The 14,400-nt window shown below is 67.1% G+C and carries 14 protein-coding genes; 4 read left to right on the top strand and 10 right to left on the bottom strand.

Annotation, left to right across the window (positions count from 1 at the left end; all coding sequences use genetic code 11):
• Window positions 1-80: 80 nt before the first annotated feature.
• The 6 genes from HWX36_RS31785 to HWX36_RS31760 form a co-directional block, all read right to left on the bottom strand.
• Window positions 81-941: a class I SAM-dependent methyltransferase gene (locus tag HWX36_RS31785; RefSeq protein ID WP_175957784.1), complete on the bottom strand. Its 861-nt coding sequence runs from the start codon at window positions 939-941 to the stop codon at window positions 81-83.
• 7 nt (window positions 942-948) lie between these two features.
• Window positions 949-1,299 carry a VOC family protein gene (locus tag HWX36_RS31780; protein WP_175957783.1) on the bottom strand — a complete coding sequence of 117 codons (351 nt, stop codon included), beginning with the start codon at window positions 1,297-1,299 and terminating at the stop codon, window positions 949-951.
• A 1-nt stretch (window position 1,300) separates the two neighbouring features.
• Window positions 1,301-1,477 carry a ribbon-helix-helix domain-containing protein gene (locus tag HWX36_RS31775; RefSeq protein ID WP_175957782.1) on the bottom strand — a complete coding sequence of 59 codons (177 nt, stop codon included), beginning with the start codon at window positions 1,475-1,477 and terminating at the stop codon, window positions 1,301-1,303.
• Between the two features lie 87 nt (window positions 1,478-1,564).
• Complete coding sequence (locus HWX36_RS31770) at window positions 1,565-2,395, bottom strand: arylamine N-acetyltransferase (RefSeq protein WP_175957781.1); 831 nt, start codon at window positions 2,393-2,395, stop codon at window positions 1,565-1,567.
• Between the two features lie 121 nt (window positions 2,396-2,516).
• Entirely contained in the window at window positions 2,517-3,203 is a 687-nt protein-coding gene (locus tag HWX36_RS31765) for a hypothetical protein (RefSeq protein WP_175957780.1), read from the bottom strand.
• A gap of 564 nt (window positions 3,204-3,767) precedes the next feature.
• Window positions 3,768-5,252: an amidase gene (locus HWX36_RS31760; RefSeq protein WP_175957779.1), complete on the bottom strand. Its 1,485-nt coding sequence runs from the start codon at window positions 5,250-5,252 to the stop codon at window positions 3,768-3,770.
• Between the two features lie 368 nt (window positions 5,253-5,620).
• Between HWX36_RS31760 and HWX36_RS31755 the strand changes: the two genes are divergently transcribed.
• Together HWX36_RS31755 and HWX36_RS31750 are read left to right on the top strand one after the other, a co-directional pair.
• On the top strand, window positions 5,621-6,055 hold the full coding sequence (locus HWX36_RS31755; protein ID WP_175957778.1) for a universal stress protein: 435 nt from the start codon (window positions 5,621-5,623) through the stop codon (window positions 6,053-6,055).
• Between the two features lie 616 nt (window positions 6,056-6,671).
• Complete coding sequence (locus HWX36_RS31750) at window positions 6,672-6,920, top strand: hypothetical protein (protein WP_021161497.1); 249 nt, start codon at window positions 6,672-6,674, stop codon at window positions 6,918-6,920.
• Between the two features lie 68 nt (window positions 6,921-6,988).
• On the opposite strand, the gene HWX36_RS31745 is transcribed toward HWX36_RS31750, so the two are convergent.
• The gene (locus tag HWX36_RS31745) at window positions 6,989-7,333 is read right to left on the bottom strand and encodes a hypothetical protein (protein WP_175957777.1); all 345 of its coding nucleotides are present in this window, start codon (window positions 7,331-7,333) and stop codon (window positions 6,989-6,991) included.
• A 139-nt stretch (window positions 7,334-7,472) separates the two neighbouring features.
• Between HWX36_RS31745 and HWX36_RS31740 the strand changes: the two genes are divergently transcribed.
• Entirely contained in the window at window positions 7,473-7,946 is a 474-nt protein-coding gene (locus HWX36_RS31740; RefSeq protein ID WP_175957776.1) for a nuclear transport factor 2 family protein, read from the top strand.
• Between the two features lie 836 nt (window positions 7,947-8,782).
• A complete protein-coding gene (gene acnB / locus HWX36_RS31735) occupies window positions 8,783-11,368 on the top strand; it encodes a bifunctional aconitate hydratase 2/2-methylisocitrate dehydratase (RefSeq protein WP_175957775.1) in 2,586 nt (861 codons plus the stop codon).
• A gap of 168 nt (window positions 11,369-11,536) precedes the next feature.
• Here the strand turns inward: acnB and HWX36_RS31730 are convergent, their stop codons facing one another.
• From HWX36_RS31730 to HWX36_RS31720, 3 genes are all read right to left on the bottom strand, one after another.
• The gene (locus HWX36_RS31730) at window positions 11,537-11,950 is read right to left on the bottom strand and encodes a PPC domain-containing DNA-binding protein (RefSeq protein ID WP_175957774.1); all 414 of its coding nucleotides are present in this window, start codon (window positions 11,948-11,950) and stop codon (window positions 11,537-11,539) included.
• Between the two features lie 320 nt (window positions 11,951-12,270).
• Complete coding sequence (locus tag HWX36_RS31725) at window positions 12,271-12,822, bottom strand: GNAT family N-acetyltransferase (RefSeq protein WP_175957773.1); 552 nt, start codon at window positions 12,820-12,822, stop codon at window positions 12,271-12,273.
• 172 nt (window positions 12,823-12,994) lie between these two features.
• Window positions 12,995-14,395 (bottom strand): MFS transporter, encoded by a 1,401-nt coding sequence (locus tag HWX36_RS31720; protein WP_175957772.1) that lies wholly within the window; start codon window positions 14,393-14,395, stop codon window positions 12,995-12,997.
• Between the last annotated feature and the right edge of the window lie 5 nt (window positions 14,396-14,400).

Genomic DNA, 14,400 nt, shown 5'->3' with positions numbered 1-14,400 from the left:
GCGATGGCCGCGATGGTCGCGATGGTCGCGATGGTCGCGATGGTCGCGATGGTCGCGATGGTCGCGATGGTCGCGACGGCTCAGACCGTCGCGACCAGCAGCTCTTCCGCGTGGTTCGGCGGCCACAGGCCGTCGGTGCGATCGGCGAAGTAACGGCGCGTCAGATCGGCGGCCGATACGTGCGCGGCGTGCGCGAAGCCTGCCTCGCGCGCGAGCGCCTGGATCTGCGCCGGCATGAAGAAGCTGATGAACGGCGTGCCGCTTGCCCGCGCGCCCTTCGCGGCCATTTCCAGCCCGGGGCGCACATCCGGATCCGCATGCTCCAGCGGCAGCAGGAACGTCATCGCGAGCGTCGAGCCCGGCGCGAGCGATGCGGCTTCGCGCAACGCGGCCGCATTCGCTTCGTGCGTCAGGTACATGCTGACGCCGGTGGACACCACGACCGCCGGCTTGCCGGCGTCGAAGCCCGCATCGACGAGCGCAGCGCGCCACGACTGTTTCGCCTCGAAATCGACCGGCACGAAACGCAGCCAGTCGGGCACGCCGAAACCGAGCTCGACCAGGCGGCGGTGCTTCCAGGCCTGCGGCGCGGGCGGGTCGACCTCGAAGACGGTCACGCGCGACGCCATGTCGGGCCGGCGCTGCACGAAGCTGTCGAGGCCCGCGCCGAGGATCACGTACTGGCTCACGCCGCGCGCGGCCTGCTCGACCACCAGATCCTCGATGAAACGCGCCCGCGCGACGATCGACGCACGGAACGGCCGCGTGAACTGCGGATCCATGTCGCCGCGCTGCTGCCAGCCGGGTTCCGGCGCGAGCAGTTGCAGCCCGACTTCGTCGGCGAGCACCGGCGGCGGCGCGTCGAGTTCGACGTGCAATGCGCGCCACAGCGCGACACGCGCGGCCGTGCTGTCGGGGGCGCTTTCGCGGGGTTCGGTCATCGCCGCCTCACGCGCCCTGCTTGCCCGGCGCCTGCAGGCGCCATACGCGGCCGTCCGGATCGCGCACGGTCATGTCGCGCGTGCCCCAGTGGGTGTCCTCGAACGGCGTGACGACGTCGACGATCGGCTGCGGCTGCACTGCCTGTTCATCCGGCACCTTGAGCACGACCTGCAGGTCCGGCGTCTCGCCCGGCGGCACTTCCGCGATGAACAGAAAGGGGCCGTCGCCGCTGCGCAGCTGGCCCGAGTTGTGATCGGTTTCGAACTCCAGCGTGAAGCCCAGCGCCTGGAAGAACTTCGCCGACTTGCCCCAGTTGTGCGTCGTCAGGTACACGGCTTCGATTCGCTCGGTTGACATGTCACTCCTCCTTGGTGGACAGCCCCGCGCCCGGCGGCGGCGCGGCCAGGTACGCGCGCAATGCGTCGGCCACCAGCGCGGACAGCGATTGCTCCGTTTCGATGGCGCGATGCTTGACCCGCCGGATCAGGCTGAGCGGCAGGTAAACGTTGAACTGCTTGACTTCTTCGTCGGTCATGACGGCTAGTATGCTAGCAATCTAGCAAAAGTCAACCGCAAGCGCGGCCCGTCTGTGCGGGCCGCCCTGGGCTGTCGTGAATCCGGGTTACGTCGCGACGCGCGCCGCGAGCCGCGCAAATAACGCGTCGAGATCGAATCCCGTCGTGTCGACGCCGATCGTGTCGCGCAGGCACGCACCCCAAGCGGCCGCATCGTCGAACGTGACGGCGCGCCCGACGCCCGCCGCGTCGCGAATCGTCAGCGTGGTGTTGCGCAGCGCGGCACGGCCGTCAGGCAGCACGCGGCAGGCGATCAGGTTATGCAGGAAGATCGATTCGGGATACGTCGACGTGAACCAGTTCGCGGCGTCGTAATCGATCCACTCGACCCGCTTCGGCTGGAAGCGATAGGTGGTCTGCCAGCCGTCGGGCGTCTCGATCTGCATGTCGAATTCACCGTCGACCGGCGCGGCGACCACACGGAACACGCCGTGCGGCGTCGGCTGCCGCTCGTCCGGCACGAAACGCAGCGGCGCGGTGAGCGTCGCGCTGCCGAAGCCGATGTCCGCGAGCCAGGCCGCGCCATCGAGATCGATGCGCAGCAGCATGTGCGTATGCGCGGTGGCGGCTTCCGGCGGCTGCATCCAGCGCACGCGCGCGATCATCGGCGTCACGCGAAAGCCGATCGTCGTGAGCGCCGTGTAGAACAGCTTGTTGAGTTCGAAGCAGTAGCCGCCGCGGCGATGTGCGAGCACCTTGTCGACGATCGACGGCAGGTCGAGCGCGACGCGCGCACCGGTCAGCGGATTGAGGTTTTCGAACGGAATCGCCTGCGGGTGCAGCAGATGCAGCCGGCGCAGCACGTCGAGGGTCGGCTCGACCGGGCCGTCGTAGCCGATGCGGGAGAAATAGCGCGAGAGGTCAAACGAGTCTGTCATGAACCTGCACCGAAAAAAAGGACACGCCACGATAGCATCGTGCGAAATCCCCATGTTGTGCGGGGCCATCTTTGCATCGCGCGCAATGCCGGCACCGCATCGCGCGTGGCCCCGCGCAACGTTACGGCAGCAGTTTCAGCGCCGACGAGGCAGCCGTCGGCACCGAAATGCCCTGGTTCGTCGCGAACTGCACGGCCTGGCTGAGCGTCGTCGCGAGCGACTGCAACTGGCCCGGCGCGGTTTGCGCGATATACGACGCAGCCTGCATGTTCTGCGGATTCAGGCCCGACTGCAACAGCGATGCCGCGCTCGTCGAGCCGAGATTGCCAAGCCCCGACTGCAACTGCGAATACTGCGTGAGCCCCTGCCCGAGCGATGCGAGGCCGTTGCTGAACGCCTGCTTGTCGACCGGCCCGTGCGTCGCACCGCCGCTCGCGAATGCCTGGCCGAGCGCCTGCGACACCGATTGCTGCGCGCCGCCCATCTGCGACAACGCAGCCGGCGTCAGCGCATCTCCGCCGGCCAGCTGACTCGCGGCCTGCTGCGCCTGCCCGGCCGCGCCGGTAAGCCCCATCGCCGACGCCAGCGAAGACTGGCCGGTCAGCACCTGCTGGTTCGCGCCGACATAGGCCTGCAGCAGTTGTGCGACGCCACCCTGCGCGGGCGACGCCTGCTGCTGCCCGCCGCCGAGCAGCGATGCGCCGATCGACTGCAGGTCGAGCTGGGCATGCGCGGCACCGCTTGCCAGGATGCCGAGCGCGATGCCTGCCGAGGCCAGGTGCCGGCCCGTCGCGCGAATCTGCTTCATGTGTTTTCCTCGTGCCGAAACTGTTGAGGCCGATATTGTCGAAGCGCGCCGCGCGCAGCCGCAACGACTGAAACACATCGAAACGAAATCACGCCGCGCAACCGCTTGCAATTCCGCGGCCGCAGTACGTGCTCAAGGAGATTCGTCCGCGTTTGCCGGGCGATTTCCTGGCGTATGCCGAAATTCGTTCTCGCACCGCATCAATCAATGACGACGGTTGTCGGCTTTCGCAAGCGATGCTGGATGCGGCTGGCCAGCCGTCCCGCGCGCCGCACTGCACATCGCACGCTCCGTCGACCGAACCAGCGGCGACGCTGAACGTGCTGTCCAGCGTCAATGACATGACGCCATGCCGTCGCACAACGCGCCCGTGCGCGGCGTGGCGCGCGCCTACGAACCACACGTTCGAGCATCGCGGCAAAACGGGCGGCTTTCCGCCGCCCGCTTCTCCATCTGCCATGCGCGATCCGCAACCGGCTTCGGCTTCGGCTTCGGCTTCGGCTTCGGCTTCGGCTTCGGCTTCGGCTTCCGGCTTCCGGCTTCCGAGTATCGACCCACTCCGCGTTACGCCGCCATCCACGCCGGCAACCGCCCACCGACCCAATCAGCCGCCTGCTCGTAGCCGCGCGCGAGCTGCAACACGGCGAGATCGGCACGCGGACGCCCGATCAGCTGCATCCCCATCGGCAGCCCCGCGTCGTTGAAGCCGACCGGCACGCTGATCACCGGGCAGCCGGCCAGCGTCCACGGCACGACCGTTTCCATCCAGCGGTGATAGGTATCCATCGCACGGCCCGCGATCTCCTTCGGCCAGCGCTGCTCGACGTCGAACGGGAACACTTGCGCGGTCGGCGCCGCGATGAAATCGTAGCGGTCGAAGAAGTTCAGCACGGCCTGATGCCACGCGGTGCGCTCGACGCTCGCGTCGAACACGGCCGCGCCCTGCATCGCGAGCAGCCCTTCGACCTCGTAGATCGCCTCGGGCTTGAGCAGCGCGCGCCGCGCCGGATCGCGATAGTGCGCAAGCAGCCCGCCGCCGGACAGCAGGTGCCGGTGCGTGAGCCACAGGCGCCAGATCCGGTCGGGCGCGAACGCCGGCAGCGCGGCATCGACGTCGCAGCCGATCTCGCGCAGCGTCGCCAGCCCCCGCTCGCACAGCGCGAGCACGCCGGCCTCGGTCGCGAGATAGCCGTTCCAGTCGCCGACCCACGCGATGCGCTTGCCGCGCAGGTCGGCGTCGAGCGGCTGCGCGAACACGGCCGGATCTTCCGCGAGCGACAGCGGATCGTTGCGGTCGTAGCCGGCCTGGATCGAGAGCAGCTGTGCGACGTCGCCGACCGTACGGCCCATCGGCCCTTCGATGCCGAGCTGCTGCACGAACACGTCGACGCCCGGCCAGCGCGGCACGCGGCCCTGCGACGGGCGGAAGCCGTAGATGTTGCAGAACGCGGCCGGATTGCGCAGCGAGCCGCCGAAATCGCTGCCGTCCGCCACCGGCAGCATCCGCGACGCAAGCGCCGCCGCCGTGCCGCCGCTGCTGCCGCCCGCACTCTTCGTCAGGTCGTACGGGTTGCGCGTCGCGCCGTAGACCTCGTTGAACGTGTGCGAGCCGAGCCCGAATTCAGGCGTGTTGGTCTTGCCGATGAAGATCGCGCCGGCCGCGCGCATCCGTGCGACGCCCACGGAATCGGCCTGCGGCACGTTCTCGCGGAAGATCGGCGAACCGTAGGTCGTCCGCAGCCCCTTCGTCATCGCCAGATCCTTCGGCGCCTGCGGCATCCCGTGCATCCAGCCGTGGTACTCGCCGCGCGCCAGCGCGGCATCCTTTTCCGCGGCTTCGGCGAGCAGCGCGTCGCGATCGCGCAGCGCGACGATCGCGTTGACCGCGCCGTTCACGCGCTCGACGTGATCGAGATACGCGCGCATCGTCTCGACGCACGACACGGCCTTGCCGCGGATCGCCGACGCGAGCTCGCCCGCCGACAGGCGCACGATCGGGTCGACGGGGATGGAAGCGGGAGCGAGAAGCTGCGGGGCGCCGTGCGGCATGCGAAGTCTCCTGGAATCGGAAGGGAATGGCGGGCCGCATGGCGGCGGTCGCTCCCGAATCGGCCGGGAGCGGCCGCGCCGCGGCCGATGCACTACTCTACGCGACGCCGGATCGGCGACCCCCGATATTTTCTGCCGCGATTCATTGCGGTTCCGACTAAATCGGGGCGGCGGGCCACGCTTCGCGCGCGCCGCCCCGGCCGATGAAATCGTTTATGCGCATAAACTTAAATTTCTTATATTTCTATTAGGTGCGGCACGAGGCGGCACGCGTTAACGACATTTTTACGCGGTCGCCCGTTCTCTTTAGATCGTTCGGCCCAGCGGCGCGCTACGCTGGAATCATCTCGTTTCCCTGGACAACGTTCATGCTCAAGCTGCTGGTTCCGGTCGGCCACTCTCCCCGCTCGCTTCAGGCGGTTCGCCATGCGACCTTCCTGTATCGCGAACGGTGCGCATCGGAGATCGTGCTGATCAACGTTCAGGCGCCGCTCGAATCGACGCGGCTCGAGGCCTTCCATCCGCTGTCGCGGCTGCGTTCGATCGAGGAGAAGTTCGCGTCCGACGATCTGGCCATGGCGGAACGGATCCTGCAGGAAGCCGGCGTCAAGTACAGCGTCGTGATGAAGGTGGGCCCGGTGGCCGATACGATCGCGTCCGTCGCGGCAGAAACAGGATGTGACGAGATCGTGGTCGTCGCCCCCAGGCACGATCCGCTGCATGCACTGATGTCGGTGTTCCGCCGCAGCGTGATGAGCCGGCTGGTGCGGATTTCGAATGTGCCGGTCACGGCCGTGCAATGACGGGGATGGCGCGCGGCGGCGCGTCGAGGGCGCGTTCGGCGACGGGCCCCGGGTTTGCAACGCGCGATGCGCGTGGGCGCGTTGCCGCCCGCACGGGCACCGGCGTTGACGCAGCGCTTACTTGATGACCTTGCGCCAGAACACGAAATAGGCGGCTGCCGAAGACGCAACGAGCAGGATGGCCCACATCGGGGCGAGGCTGATCAGGACGGAAGAGACGTTAAGCATTTGGATTCCTCACTAATTCGACAGCGATATTCAGCACACACCGTGCTTGCCGGAACCGATGCCTTTCTCCGCGATCGCGCCCCGTCAAATCATGCGTTCATGCTATCGCCTCGAACGGCTGCGCGACCGCCGCCTCCCGTCCGTACCCTGACATTCGTCAAACTCCCGTGAATCGCGCGCCTGTCGCGCAGAAAACCGTCGCGCGAAGGCTTCGCCGCCCGTCCGGTTTCGCCTGCCCGGCGCACTGACGCCGCGCCTGCCTCCCGCAATCCACGAGAAACGGGACAGGATCACCCGGCGCCCCATTTCAACAGACGTTTACCGGGGGAACCCCCAAGTGCTTCGTCATACGGGTCCGCGTTACGCTTGGGCAACGAGGAGACGAACCATGAGACGAGCCGTACATATCGCTGTTTTCGCACTGCTGGCCTATCTCATCGGCGATCGCGCGATCCTGCATGCGCAGGGCCGCGATACCAGCCCGCTCGCGTGCGAACAGGGCGCCGCGCAAGTGAAGGTCGACGCGCTCGGCCGCGGTTTCGGCGAAGCCGCTGCCAGCAGCCAGGGCGAGGCCTTCATGTCGGGCTGCCTGGTGACGGGACGCGGCAACCAGGATGTCGCGCTGGCGAACCGCTGACGGGTGTCCGTTGACGCGCCGGCCGCGACCGGGTCGCGACGGCTGAACCGGAGCCGCGCGCACCCGCATCAATTCCCGCTGTTCACGGTCATTTTCTCGATCGATGTCGCGACGGATGTCACGGTCCGGATGCCGTTCACGCTGAACGTCTGCTCGCGGTCCGACTCGTCGCGGGGAAGACGCATCGACAGCTGCGCGACCAGGCCGTCCTTCCGGTAATCGCCAAACCAGTCGATCAACCGGCCGATGTAGCACGTGTCGCCGACGTGAACCGCCATGTCGCCGACGATCTCGTATGTGTAGTGGCCGGGCCCGTAACTCGAGTACTCGCTGCGATCGTCGCCCTGCACCGACGGCGGAATCGGACACAGCGGCGCGTCGGAGCCCGCATCGCGCGCGGTGCTGTCGCTCACGTCGTGCAGCGCCTTTTCGAGCGCCGCATGCAGCCGCCGCAATCGGCGACATCCCGTTCGATTTCCGCTACAGTGGCTTGCCCGGCATCCGGCCGGCACACCGAAACCCCGCTTCATCCGCAACGCCCCCCATCCAGAGATGAGCCATCCGCACACCGAGTTGATCCAGCGCTTCTACACGGCGTTCCAGCAGCGCGACATCGACCGGATGCTCGCCTGCTATGCCGATGACGTCGTGTTCGTCGACCCCGCGTTCGGCGAGCTGCGCGGCGACCTCGCACGCGACATGTGGCGCATGCTGGCCGCGCGTGCACAGGACTTTTCATTGACGTTCGGCGACGTCGACGCGGATCGGCAGGCCGGGCGCGCCAAGTGGATCGCGCAATACCGGTTCACCGCGACCAACCGCATGGTGGTCAACCGGATCGATGCGCGGTTCCGGTTTCGCGACGGACTCATCGTCGAACATCGCGACAGCTTCGACCTGTGGCGCTGGTCGCGCCAGGCGCTGGGACTGAAAGGCGCCCTGCTGGGCTGGACACCTTTCGTGCAACGGGCGATCCGCGCGCAGGCGCGGAAGAATCTCGACGCGTATCGCGCGAAACGGAAATAGCACTCACCGTTATGGCTTCATCGTCGCGTTGATCAGGTCGCAAGCCATGTCGGGCAGAACACCGTCCGGATGATTGAGACCGTACAGCCGATACCCGCTTTCGTCGGCTTCGGGATGCGGGCCGACGCGCCCCTTGCCCTAGCGATCGGTCGCGGCCGCATGAACCAGCGACGATGCGACGAGCGACAACACCACGAAAATTGATCCCATGGATCGCATGTTCGCGATCGACGGGATTTAAGGGCTCGCAGTCCTTCGGGACGGGGCGACTGGCGCGCGCCGGTGGTCGCCCCGCTTTTTGAAATCTGATTGAAAGCCGCGTGAAATGGAGCACAGGCGCGCGAAAGCGGCCCGCGTGTAACGTTTCTTGCTCGCTTGCGCAGATAGTTGCGCCGCCGGCAACCTGGCTCCCGGAGCCTCGTTACCGGCAGCGCGCCTCGCCGGTCGCGACCTCGATCGATACGCGTCAGTTCACATGACGGCAGCCAGAGCCGACAACGGCGGCGCCTGATGCGGACGAACGATCCCCGGGGCGCAGCCGGACGCCCTACCGCACCATCGCCCCGCCGCCCTCTGCGCCTCCCGGCGGCAGCCGGGTACCCCCGCCATACCTCGCCCGCACGCACGCCCACCCGTGCCTGCGCTACGCGTCCGCAACGACCGACTCCCCCGCGCCACCACGTCTCCTCGCCCCCCAACCCAACTCTTATATAAGACATAAGACATTTGACGTTAAAGCGCATTGAGATTAGAATCCGGCTGCAAAGCAGTGTCTGGAACAGCCCTGGAGTGCCGGCAAGGCCTTCCCCTCAAACGCAATATCAGCAGGTCTCCCCATGCTTGAAAACTTTCGTGCTCACGTGGCCGCCCGCGCCGCGCTCGGTATTCCTCCCCTGCCGCTGACGGCCCAGCAGACCGCCGAACTGGTCGAATTGCTGACCAACCCGCCCGCCGGCGAAGAGCAGACGCTGGTCGACCTGATCACCCATCGCGTGCCTGCCGGCGTCGACGAAGCCGCCCGCGTGAAGGCCGGCTTCCTGGCCGCCGTGGCCAAGGGCGAGACCGCCTGCCCGCTGATCTCGCGCGAACGCGCGACCGAGCTGCTCGGCACGATGCTGGGCGGCTACAACATCCAGCCGCTGATCGAGCTGCTGTCCGATGAAGCCGTCGCTGCCGTGGCCGCCGACGCACTGAAGAAAACCCTGCTGATGTTCGACCAGTTCCATGACGTCAAGGAACTCGCCGACAAGGGCAACGTGCACGCGAAGGCCGTGCTGCAAAGCTGGGCCGACGCCGAATGGTTCACGAGCCGTCCGGAAGTGCCGCAAAGCCTGACCATCACCGTCTTCAAGGTGACGGGCGAAACCAACACCGACGACCTGTCGCCGGCCCCGGACGCCACCACCCGCCCGGACATCCCGATGCACGCGCTGGCGATGCTGAAGAACGCGCGCCCGGGCATCACGCCGGAAGAAGACGGCAAGCGCGGCCCGGTCAAGTTCATCGAATCGCTGAAGGAAAAGGGTCATCTGGTCGCCTACGTGGGCGACGTGGTCGGCACCGGCTCCTCGCGCAAGTCGGCCACCAACTCGGTGCTGTGGTTCACGGGCGAAGACATCCCGTTCGTCCCGAACAAGCGCTTCGGCGGCGTGTGCCTCGGCGGCAAGATCGCCCCGATCTTCTACAACACGATGGAAGACGCCGGCGCGCTGCCGATCGAACTCGACGTGTCGCAGATGGAAATGGGCGACGTGGTCGAACTGCGCCCGTACGAAGGCAAGGCGCTGAAGGACGGCAAGGTGATCGCCGAATTCCAGGTCAAGTCCGACGTGCTGTTCGACGAAGTGCGCGCCGGCGGCCGCATTCCGCTGATCATCGGCCGCGGCCTGACCGCGAAGGCGCGTGAAGCGCTGGGCCTCGCGCCGTCGACGCTGTTCCGCCTGCCGCACCAGCCGGCCGACAGCGGCAAGGGCTTCTCGCTCGCGCAGAAGATGGTCGGCCGTGCATGCGGTTTGCCGGAAGGCCAGGGCGTCCGCCCGGGCACGTACTGCGAACCGAAGATGACCTCGGTCGGCTCGCAGGACACCACGGGCCCGATGACCCGCGACGAACTGAAGGATCTCGCGTGCCTCGGCTTCTCGGCCGACCTCGTGATGCAGTCGTTCTGCCACACCGCCGCGTATCCGAAGCCGGTCGACGTGAAGACGCACCAGACGCTGCCGAACTTCATCAGCACGCGTGGCGGCATCGCGCTGCGCCCGGGCGACGGCGTGATCCACTCGTGGCTGAACCGCATGCTGCTGCCCGACACCGTCGGCACCGGCGGCGATTCGCACACGCGCTTCCCGATCGGCATCAGCTTCCCGGCAGGCTCGGGCCTGGTCGCGTTCGCGGCCGCCACCGGCACGATGCCGCTGGACATGCCGGAATCGGTGCTGGTCCGCTTCAAGGGCAAGATGCAGCCAGGCGTCACGCTGCGTGACCTCGTCAACGCGATCCCGCTGTACGCGATCAAGCAAGGCATGCTGACGGTCGCCAAGCAAGGCAAGAAGAACATCTTCTCGGGCCGCATCCTCGAAATCGAAGGCCTGCCCGACCTGAAGGTCGAGCAAGCGTTCGAGCTGTCGGATGCGTCGGCCGAGCGTTCGGCCGCCGGTTGCACGGTACACCTGAACAAGGAACCGATCATCGAATACCTGAACAGCAACGTCACGCTGCTGAAGTGGATGATCGCGCAGGGCTACCAGGATCCGCGCAGCCTGCAGCGCCGTATCGCGGCGATGGAGCAGTGGCTGGCCGACCCGCAACTGCTGTCGCCGGATGCCGACGCCGAGTACGCGGCCGTCATCGAGATCGACCTCGCCGACATCCACGAGCCGATCGTCGCCTGCCCGAACGACCCGGACGACGTGAAGACGCTGTCCGACGTGGCCGGCGCGAAGATCGACGAAGTGTTCATCGGCTCGTGCATGACCAACATCGGCCACTTCCGTGCCGCGTCGAAGCTGCTCGAAGGCAAGCGCGACATCCCGGTCAAGCTGTGGGTCGCGCCGCCGACCAAGATGGACCAGAAGCAGCTGACCGAAGAAGGCCACTACGGCGTGTTCGGCACGGCCGGTGCGCGTACCGAAATGCCGGGCTGCTCGCTGTGCATGGGTAACCAGGCTCAGGTACGCGAAGGCGCAACGGTCATGTCGACGTCGACCCGCAACTTCCCGAACCGTCTCGGCAAGAACACCAACGTGTATCTCGGCTCGGCGGAACTGGCGGCAATCTGCTCGCGTCTGGGCAAGATCCCGACCAAGGAAGAGTACATGGCCGACATGGGCGTGCTCAACGCGAACGGCGACAAGATCTACAAGTACATGAACTTCGACCAGATCGAAGACTTCAAGGAAGTGGCCGACACCGTGCAGTTGTAAGCACGCGCAGCGGGCTGCGGCGGGTGGTTGACGTCGCAGCACACCACGCGATGGCGCCGCGGGCTGAATGCCTGCGGCGCCATTTTTTATGCGGCGCCGAAACAAGCTCCGCCGGGAGAGGGCGGCAAAGCCGCGATGGCCGGCGTTTCTACCGCTGCGTCACGACGCTCACGCGCCCTCGCCGCCCGGCTCGCGACGGATCACCAACTCGTTGAAACCGGTGCCCGCATCGGGTTCGCGCGAGAAGCGATGAGCAGGAAGCAGCGCGAGCAGGATCTCGGCGGTCGTGCGCACCACGCAACCGCTCGCCACATGGCCGCCCGTCACGCGGCCGCCCGCATCGGAAACGGACATGTGCAGGTGCGCCCCGTCCGGCGAGACCGAGCCGGCCAGCGTCAGGATTTCGAGATCGCCGCGCAGTTCGGTCGGCAGGTCGGCGCCTGCAAAGCGCAACTGCGCGACGCTCAGGCTGCCGATGCCCTGGATCACGAATGCGGCGTGCGCGTCGTGCTGACACAACGCGTGCTCGATCGACGTGCGCAGGTCGTCGCCGGGGGAAAGACGCAGAGGATGGGCTTGCATGGTCGAGCACCTGCCGATCGAGGAGGCTGTCGACCAAGGGTACGTTCGCGCCGTGAATCCGGCAAGTCACCCGCGCTCGGGAACATGGCGCGCCTGCGCCGCCGCGGGCCCCGGCATCAGACGCTAAAGCGCTCCCTCGCGAACTGCGCGGCCGCCACGCCCGCCGTCATCGCCACGGCTCGCACGGCTCGCACGCGCGGCGGCGGCCCGCTTACGCAGATATCCGGCAGCGTCTCGTTCCGCGCAAGCGCCATACGCAACGCATCGACCGGCGTGCCACGCCACCCGCCCCACTCCCCGCCCGCCTCACGCGTGACACGTCACACGCGCCGGTCGCTCGCCAGCAATCCGTACAGCGCGCTGTCCGACACTTCGTCGCCGACGATCCAGCGTTCGCGCAACACCCCTTCCCGAGCGAAGCCGAGCCGTTCGAGCAGCCGCGCCGACGCGACGTTGCGCGGATCGATATCCGCTTCGAGCCGGTTCAGCCGCAGCGTGCCGAACGCATGATCGATCACGGCCGATGCCGCTTCGCGCATGTAACCGCCGCTCCAGTACTTGCGCTTCAGGCTGAAACCGATCTCGGCGCGCCGGCATGGCTCGTTCGCATGGAACAGCACGCATTCGCCGAGCGCTTCGCCGGTTTCCCGCAGTTCGAGCACGCAGATCAGGTCCTGCCCGCTCGCTGACGCCTTCACGTTGCGCGCGACGCGCTCGATGGCCTGTTCGACGTGCGTCATCGGCGAGAACGAGAAATAGCGCATCGCTTCCGCATCCGACCAGATCTCGAATAAGGCGTGCGCATCGGCTTCGCGTAGCGGCCGCAGGACGAGGCGGGCGGTATGCAGCGTGACGGGTTCGAACAGGGGCATGGCGGCGGTCGGTCGAAAAACGGGATCGCAAATTAGAACACGCCGGCCGCATGTCAGCCATTTCGTTCATTCGCACGACCTGCCCCCGCTGCGGCACCCCGGATCGCCGTCAAACAAAAAAGCCCGGACATCGCCCGGGCCTCTTCACGTCATCCATTCCCGCCGGCCGCGCTTACGCCTCAAGCGCCTCGAGCACCTTCCCCTTCGTCTCGATCCCGACGAAGTGCACGGTCACGGCTGCGATCAGCGGCACGATGCCGATCAGGTAGAACGCCGGCGCGAGGTTGCCGCCGATGATTGCGTGCGGCACCACCATCGGCGCAACGAACGACGCGATCTTCAGCCATGCGCTGCCGAGGCCGCAGCCCGACGCGCGGATGCTCGTCGGATACTGCTCCGGCGTATAGACATACGCGGTAATGAATCCCGACGCCATCAACCCGAGCGACAGCGAGCAGAAGATCGACACGACATACACCGACGACGCGTGATAGAAGCCCGCGAACGCCAGCGACAGTGCGCACAGCACGAACGACCACACGATCACCGGCTTGCGGCCGAGCTTGTCGACCAGCAGCGCCGACGCCAGCGACCCGAGCACGCCCATCACCGAGCCGATCACCGCGAGGTTCAGCGCGAGCTGCAGCGGTGCGTGATAGAAGTTCTTGTAGATCGTCGGCAGCCATGTCGACAGCCCGTACTGGATGAACCCGCAGGTCGCCCACAACGTCGCCACCGCGAGCGTGCGCTTGCGATACGCGGCGCTGAACAGGTCGCTCATCTTGCGCTTCGGATGCTGGCGCACCATCTCGTCGAACGCGGCCGCCTGCGTGACCGGCGGCAGCTCGCCACGCACCGACGCTTCGAACGCGCCAACCGCTCGCCCGGCTTCCGGGAGCCGCCCGCGCGACGCGAGCCAGCGCGGCGATTCCGGCACGAGGCGCGTGAGCACGAGCGACAGGATCAGCGGCAAGCCGCCGACGAAGTACATGATTTCCCAGCCGAAGCGCGGCACGAGCCACGCACCGAGCGCCATCGACACCAGCAGGCCGATCGGGAACACGATCTCGTACAGCAGCACGAAGCGGCCGCGGCCATGTGCGCGCGTGATCTCGTTGATGTACGTCGCCGCGACCGGCAACTCGCCGCCCAGGCCCAGGCCCTGCAAAATCCGCAGCAGCACGAAGATCTCGAACGTCGGCGCGAAGCCGCACGCGATGCTCGTGATGCCGATCACGGCGGAGCTCCACGCGATCGCCTTCACGCGGCCGTGCTTCTCCGCCAGCGCGGGAAACAGGAAGGCGCCGATCAGCTGGCCGATCGCGCCGGATGCGATCAGCATGCCGATCTGCGTCGGCGACAGCCCCCATTTGTGAATCAGCAGCGGCAGCGTCGCCGCGATCGTGATCACGTCGAAGCCGTCGAAGAACGTCGCGGCGCCGATCAGCACGCGCGCGCGGATCTGCATCGCGTTGGCGGGAAGCCGCTCGAGCCGCGCGATGATCGCGCCGGGCGTGGAGGCGGCAGCTTCCATCGTGGCGCGACCGGCCACGACGTTGTCGAAAGTGCTCATGCGGG

Source organism: Burkholderia sp. BCC0405, assembly GCF_902833075.1.
Taxonomy (GTDB): domain Bacteria; phylum Pseudomonadota; class Gammaproteobacteria; order Burkholderiales; family Burkholderiaceae; genus Burkholderia.
The sequence above is the reverse complement of the archived record's forward strand: the minus strand, read 5'-3'. Positions and strand labels throughout refer to the sequence as shown.

Excerpts from the sequence above, each read along its gene's own strand:
- HWX36_RS31775 (WP_175957782.1), bottom strand. The coding sequence starts at position 1,477 with ATGACCGACGAAGAAGTCAAGCAGTTCAACGTTTACCTGCCGCTCAGC.
- HWX36_RS31725 (WP_175957773.1), bottom strand. The coding sequence starts at position 12,822 with ATGCCCCTGTTCGAACCCGTCACGCTGCATACCGCCCGCCTCGTCCTG.
- HWX36_RS31755 (WP_175957778.1), top strand. The coding sequence starts at position 5,621 with ATGCTCAAGCTGCTGGTTCCGGTCGGCCACTCTCCCCGCTCGCTTCAG.
- HWX36_RS31785 (WP_175957784.1), bottom strand. The coding sequence starts at position 941 with ATGACCGAACCCCGCGAAAGCGCCCCCGACAGCACGGCCGCGCGTGTC.
- HWX36_RS31770 (WP_175957781.1), bottom strand. The coding sequence starts at position 2,395 with ATGACAGACTCGTTTGACCTCTCGCGCTATTTCTCCCGCATCGGCTAC.
- HWX36_RS31730 (WP_175957774.1), bottom strand. The coding sequence starts at position 11,950 with ATGCAAGCCCATCCTCTGCGTCTTTCCCCCGGCGACGACCTGCGCACG.
- HWX36_RS31720 (WP_175957772.1), bottom strand. The coding sequence starts at position 14,395 with ATGAGCACTTTCGACAACGTCGTGGCCGGTCGCGCCACGATGGAAGCT.
- HWX36_RS31765 (WP_175957780.1), bottom strand. The coding sequence starts at position 3,203 with ATGAAGCAGATTCGCGCGACGGGCCGGCACCTGGCCTCGGCAGGCATC.
- HWX36_RS31760 (WP_175957779.1), bottom strand. The coding sequence starts at position 5,252 with ATGCCGCACGGCGCCCCGCAGCTTCTCGCTCCCGCTTCCATCCCCGTC.
- acnB (WP_175957775.1), top strand. The coding sequence starts at position 8,783 with ATGCTTGAAAACTTTCGTGCTCACGTGGCCGCCCGCGCCGCGCTCGGT.
- HWX36_RS31740 (WP_175957776.1), top strand. The coding sequence starts at position 7,473 with ATGAGCCATCCGCACACCGAGTTGATCCAGCGCTTCTACACGGCGTTC.
- HWX36_RS31780 (WP_175957783.1), bottom strand. The coding sequence starts at position 1,299 with ATGTCAACCGAGCGAATCGAAGCCGTGTACCTGACGACGCACAACTGG.
- HWX36_RS31750 (WP_021161497.1), top strand. The coding sequence starts at position 6,672 with ATGAGACGAGCCGTACATATCGCTGTTTTCGCACTGCTGGCCTATCTC.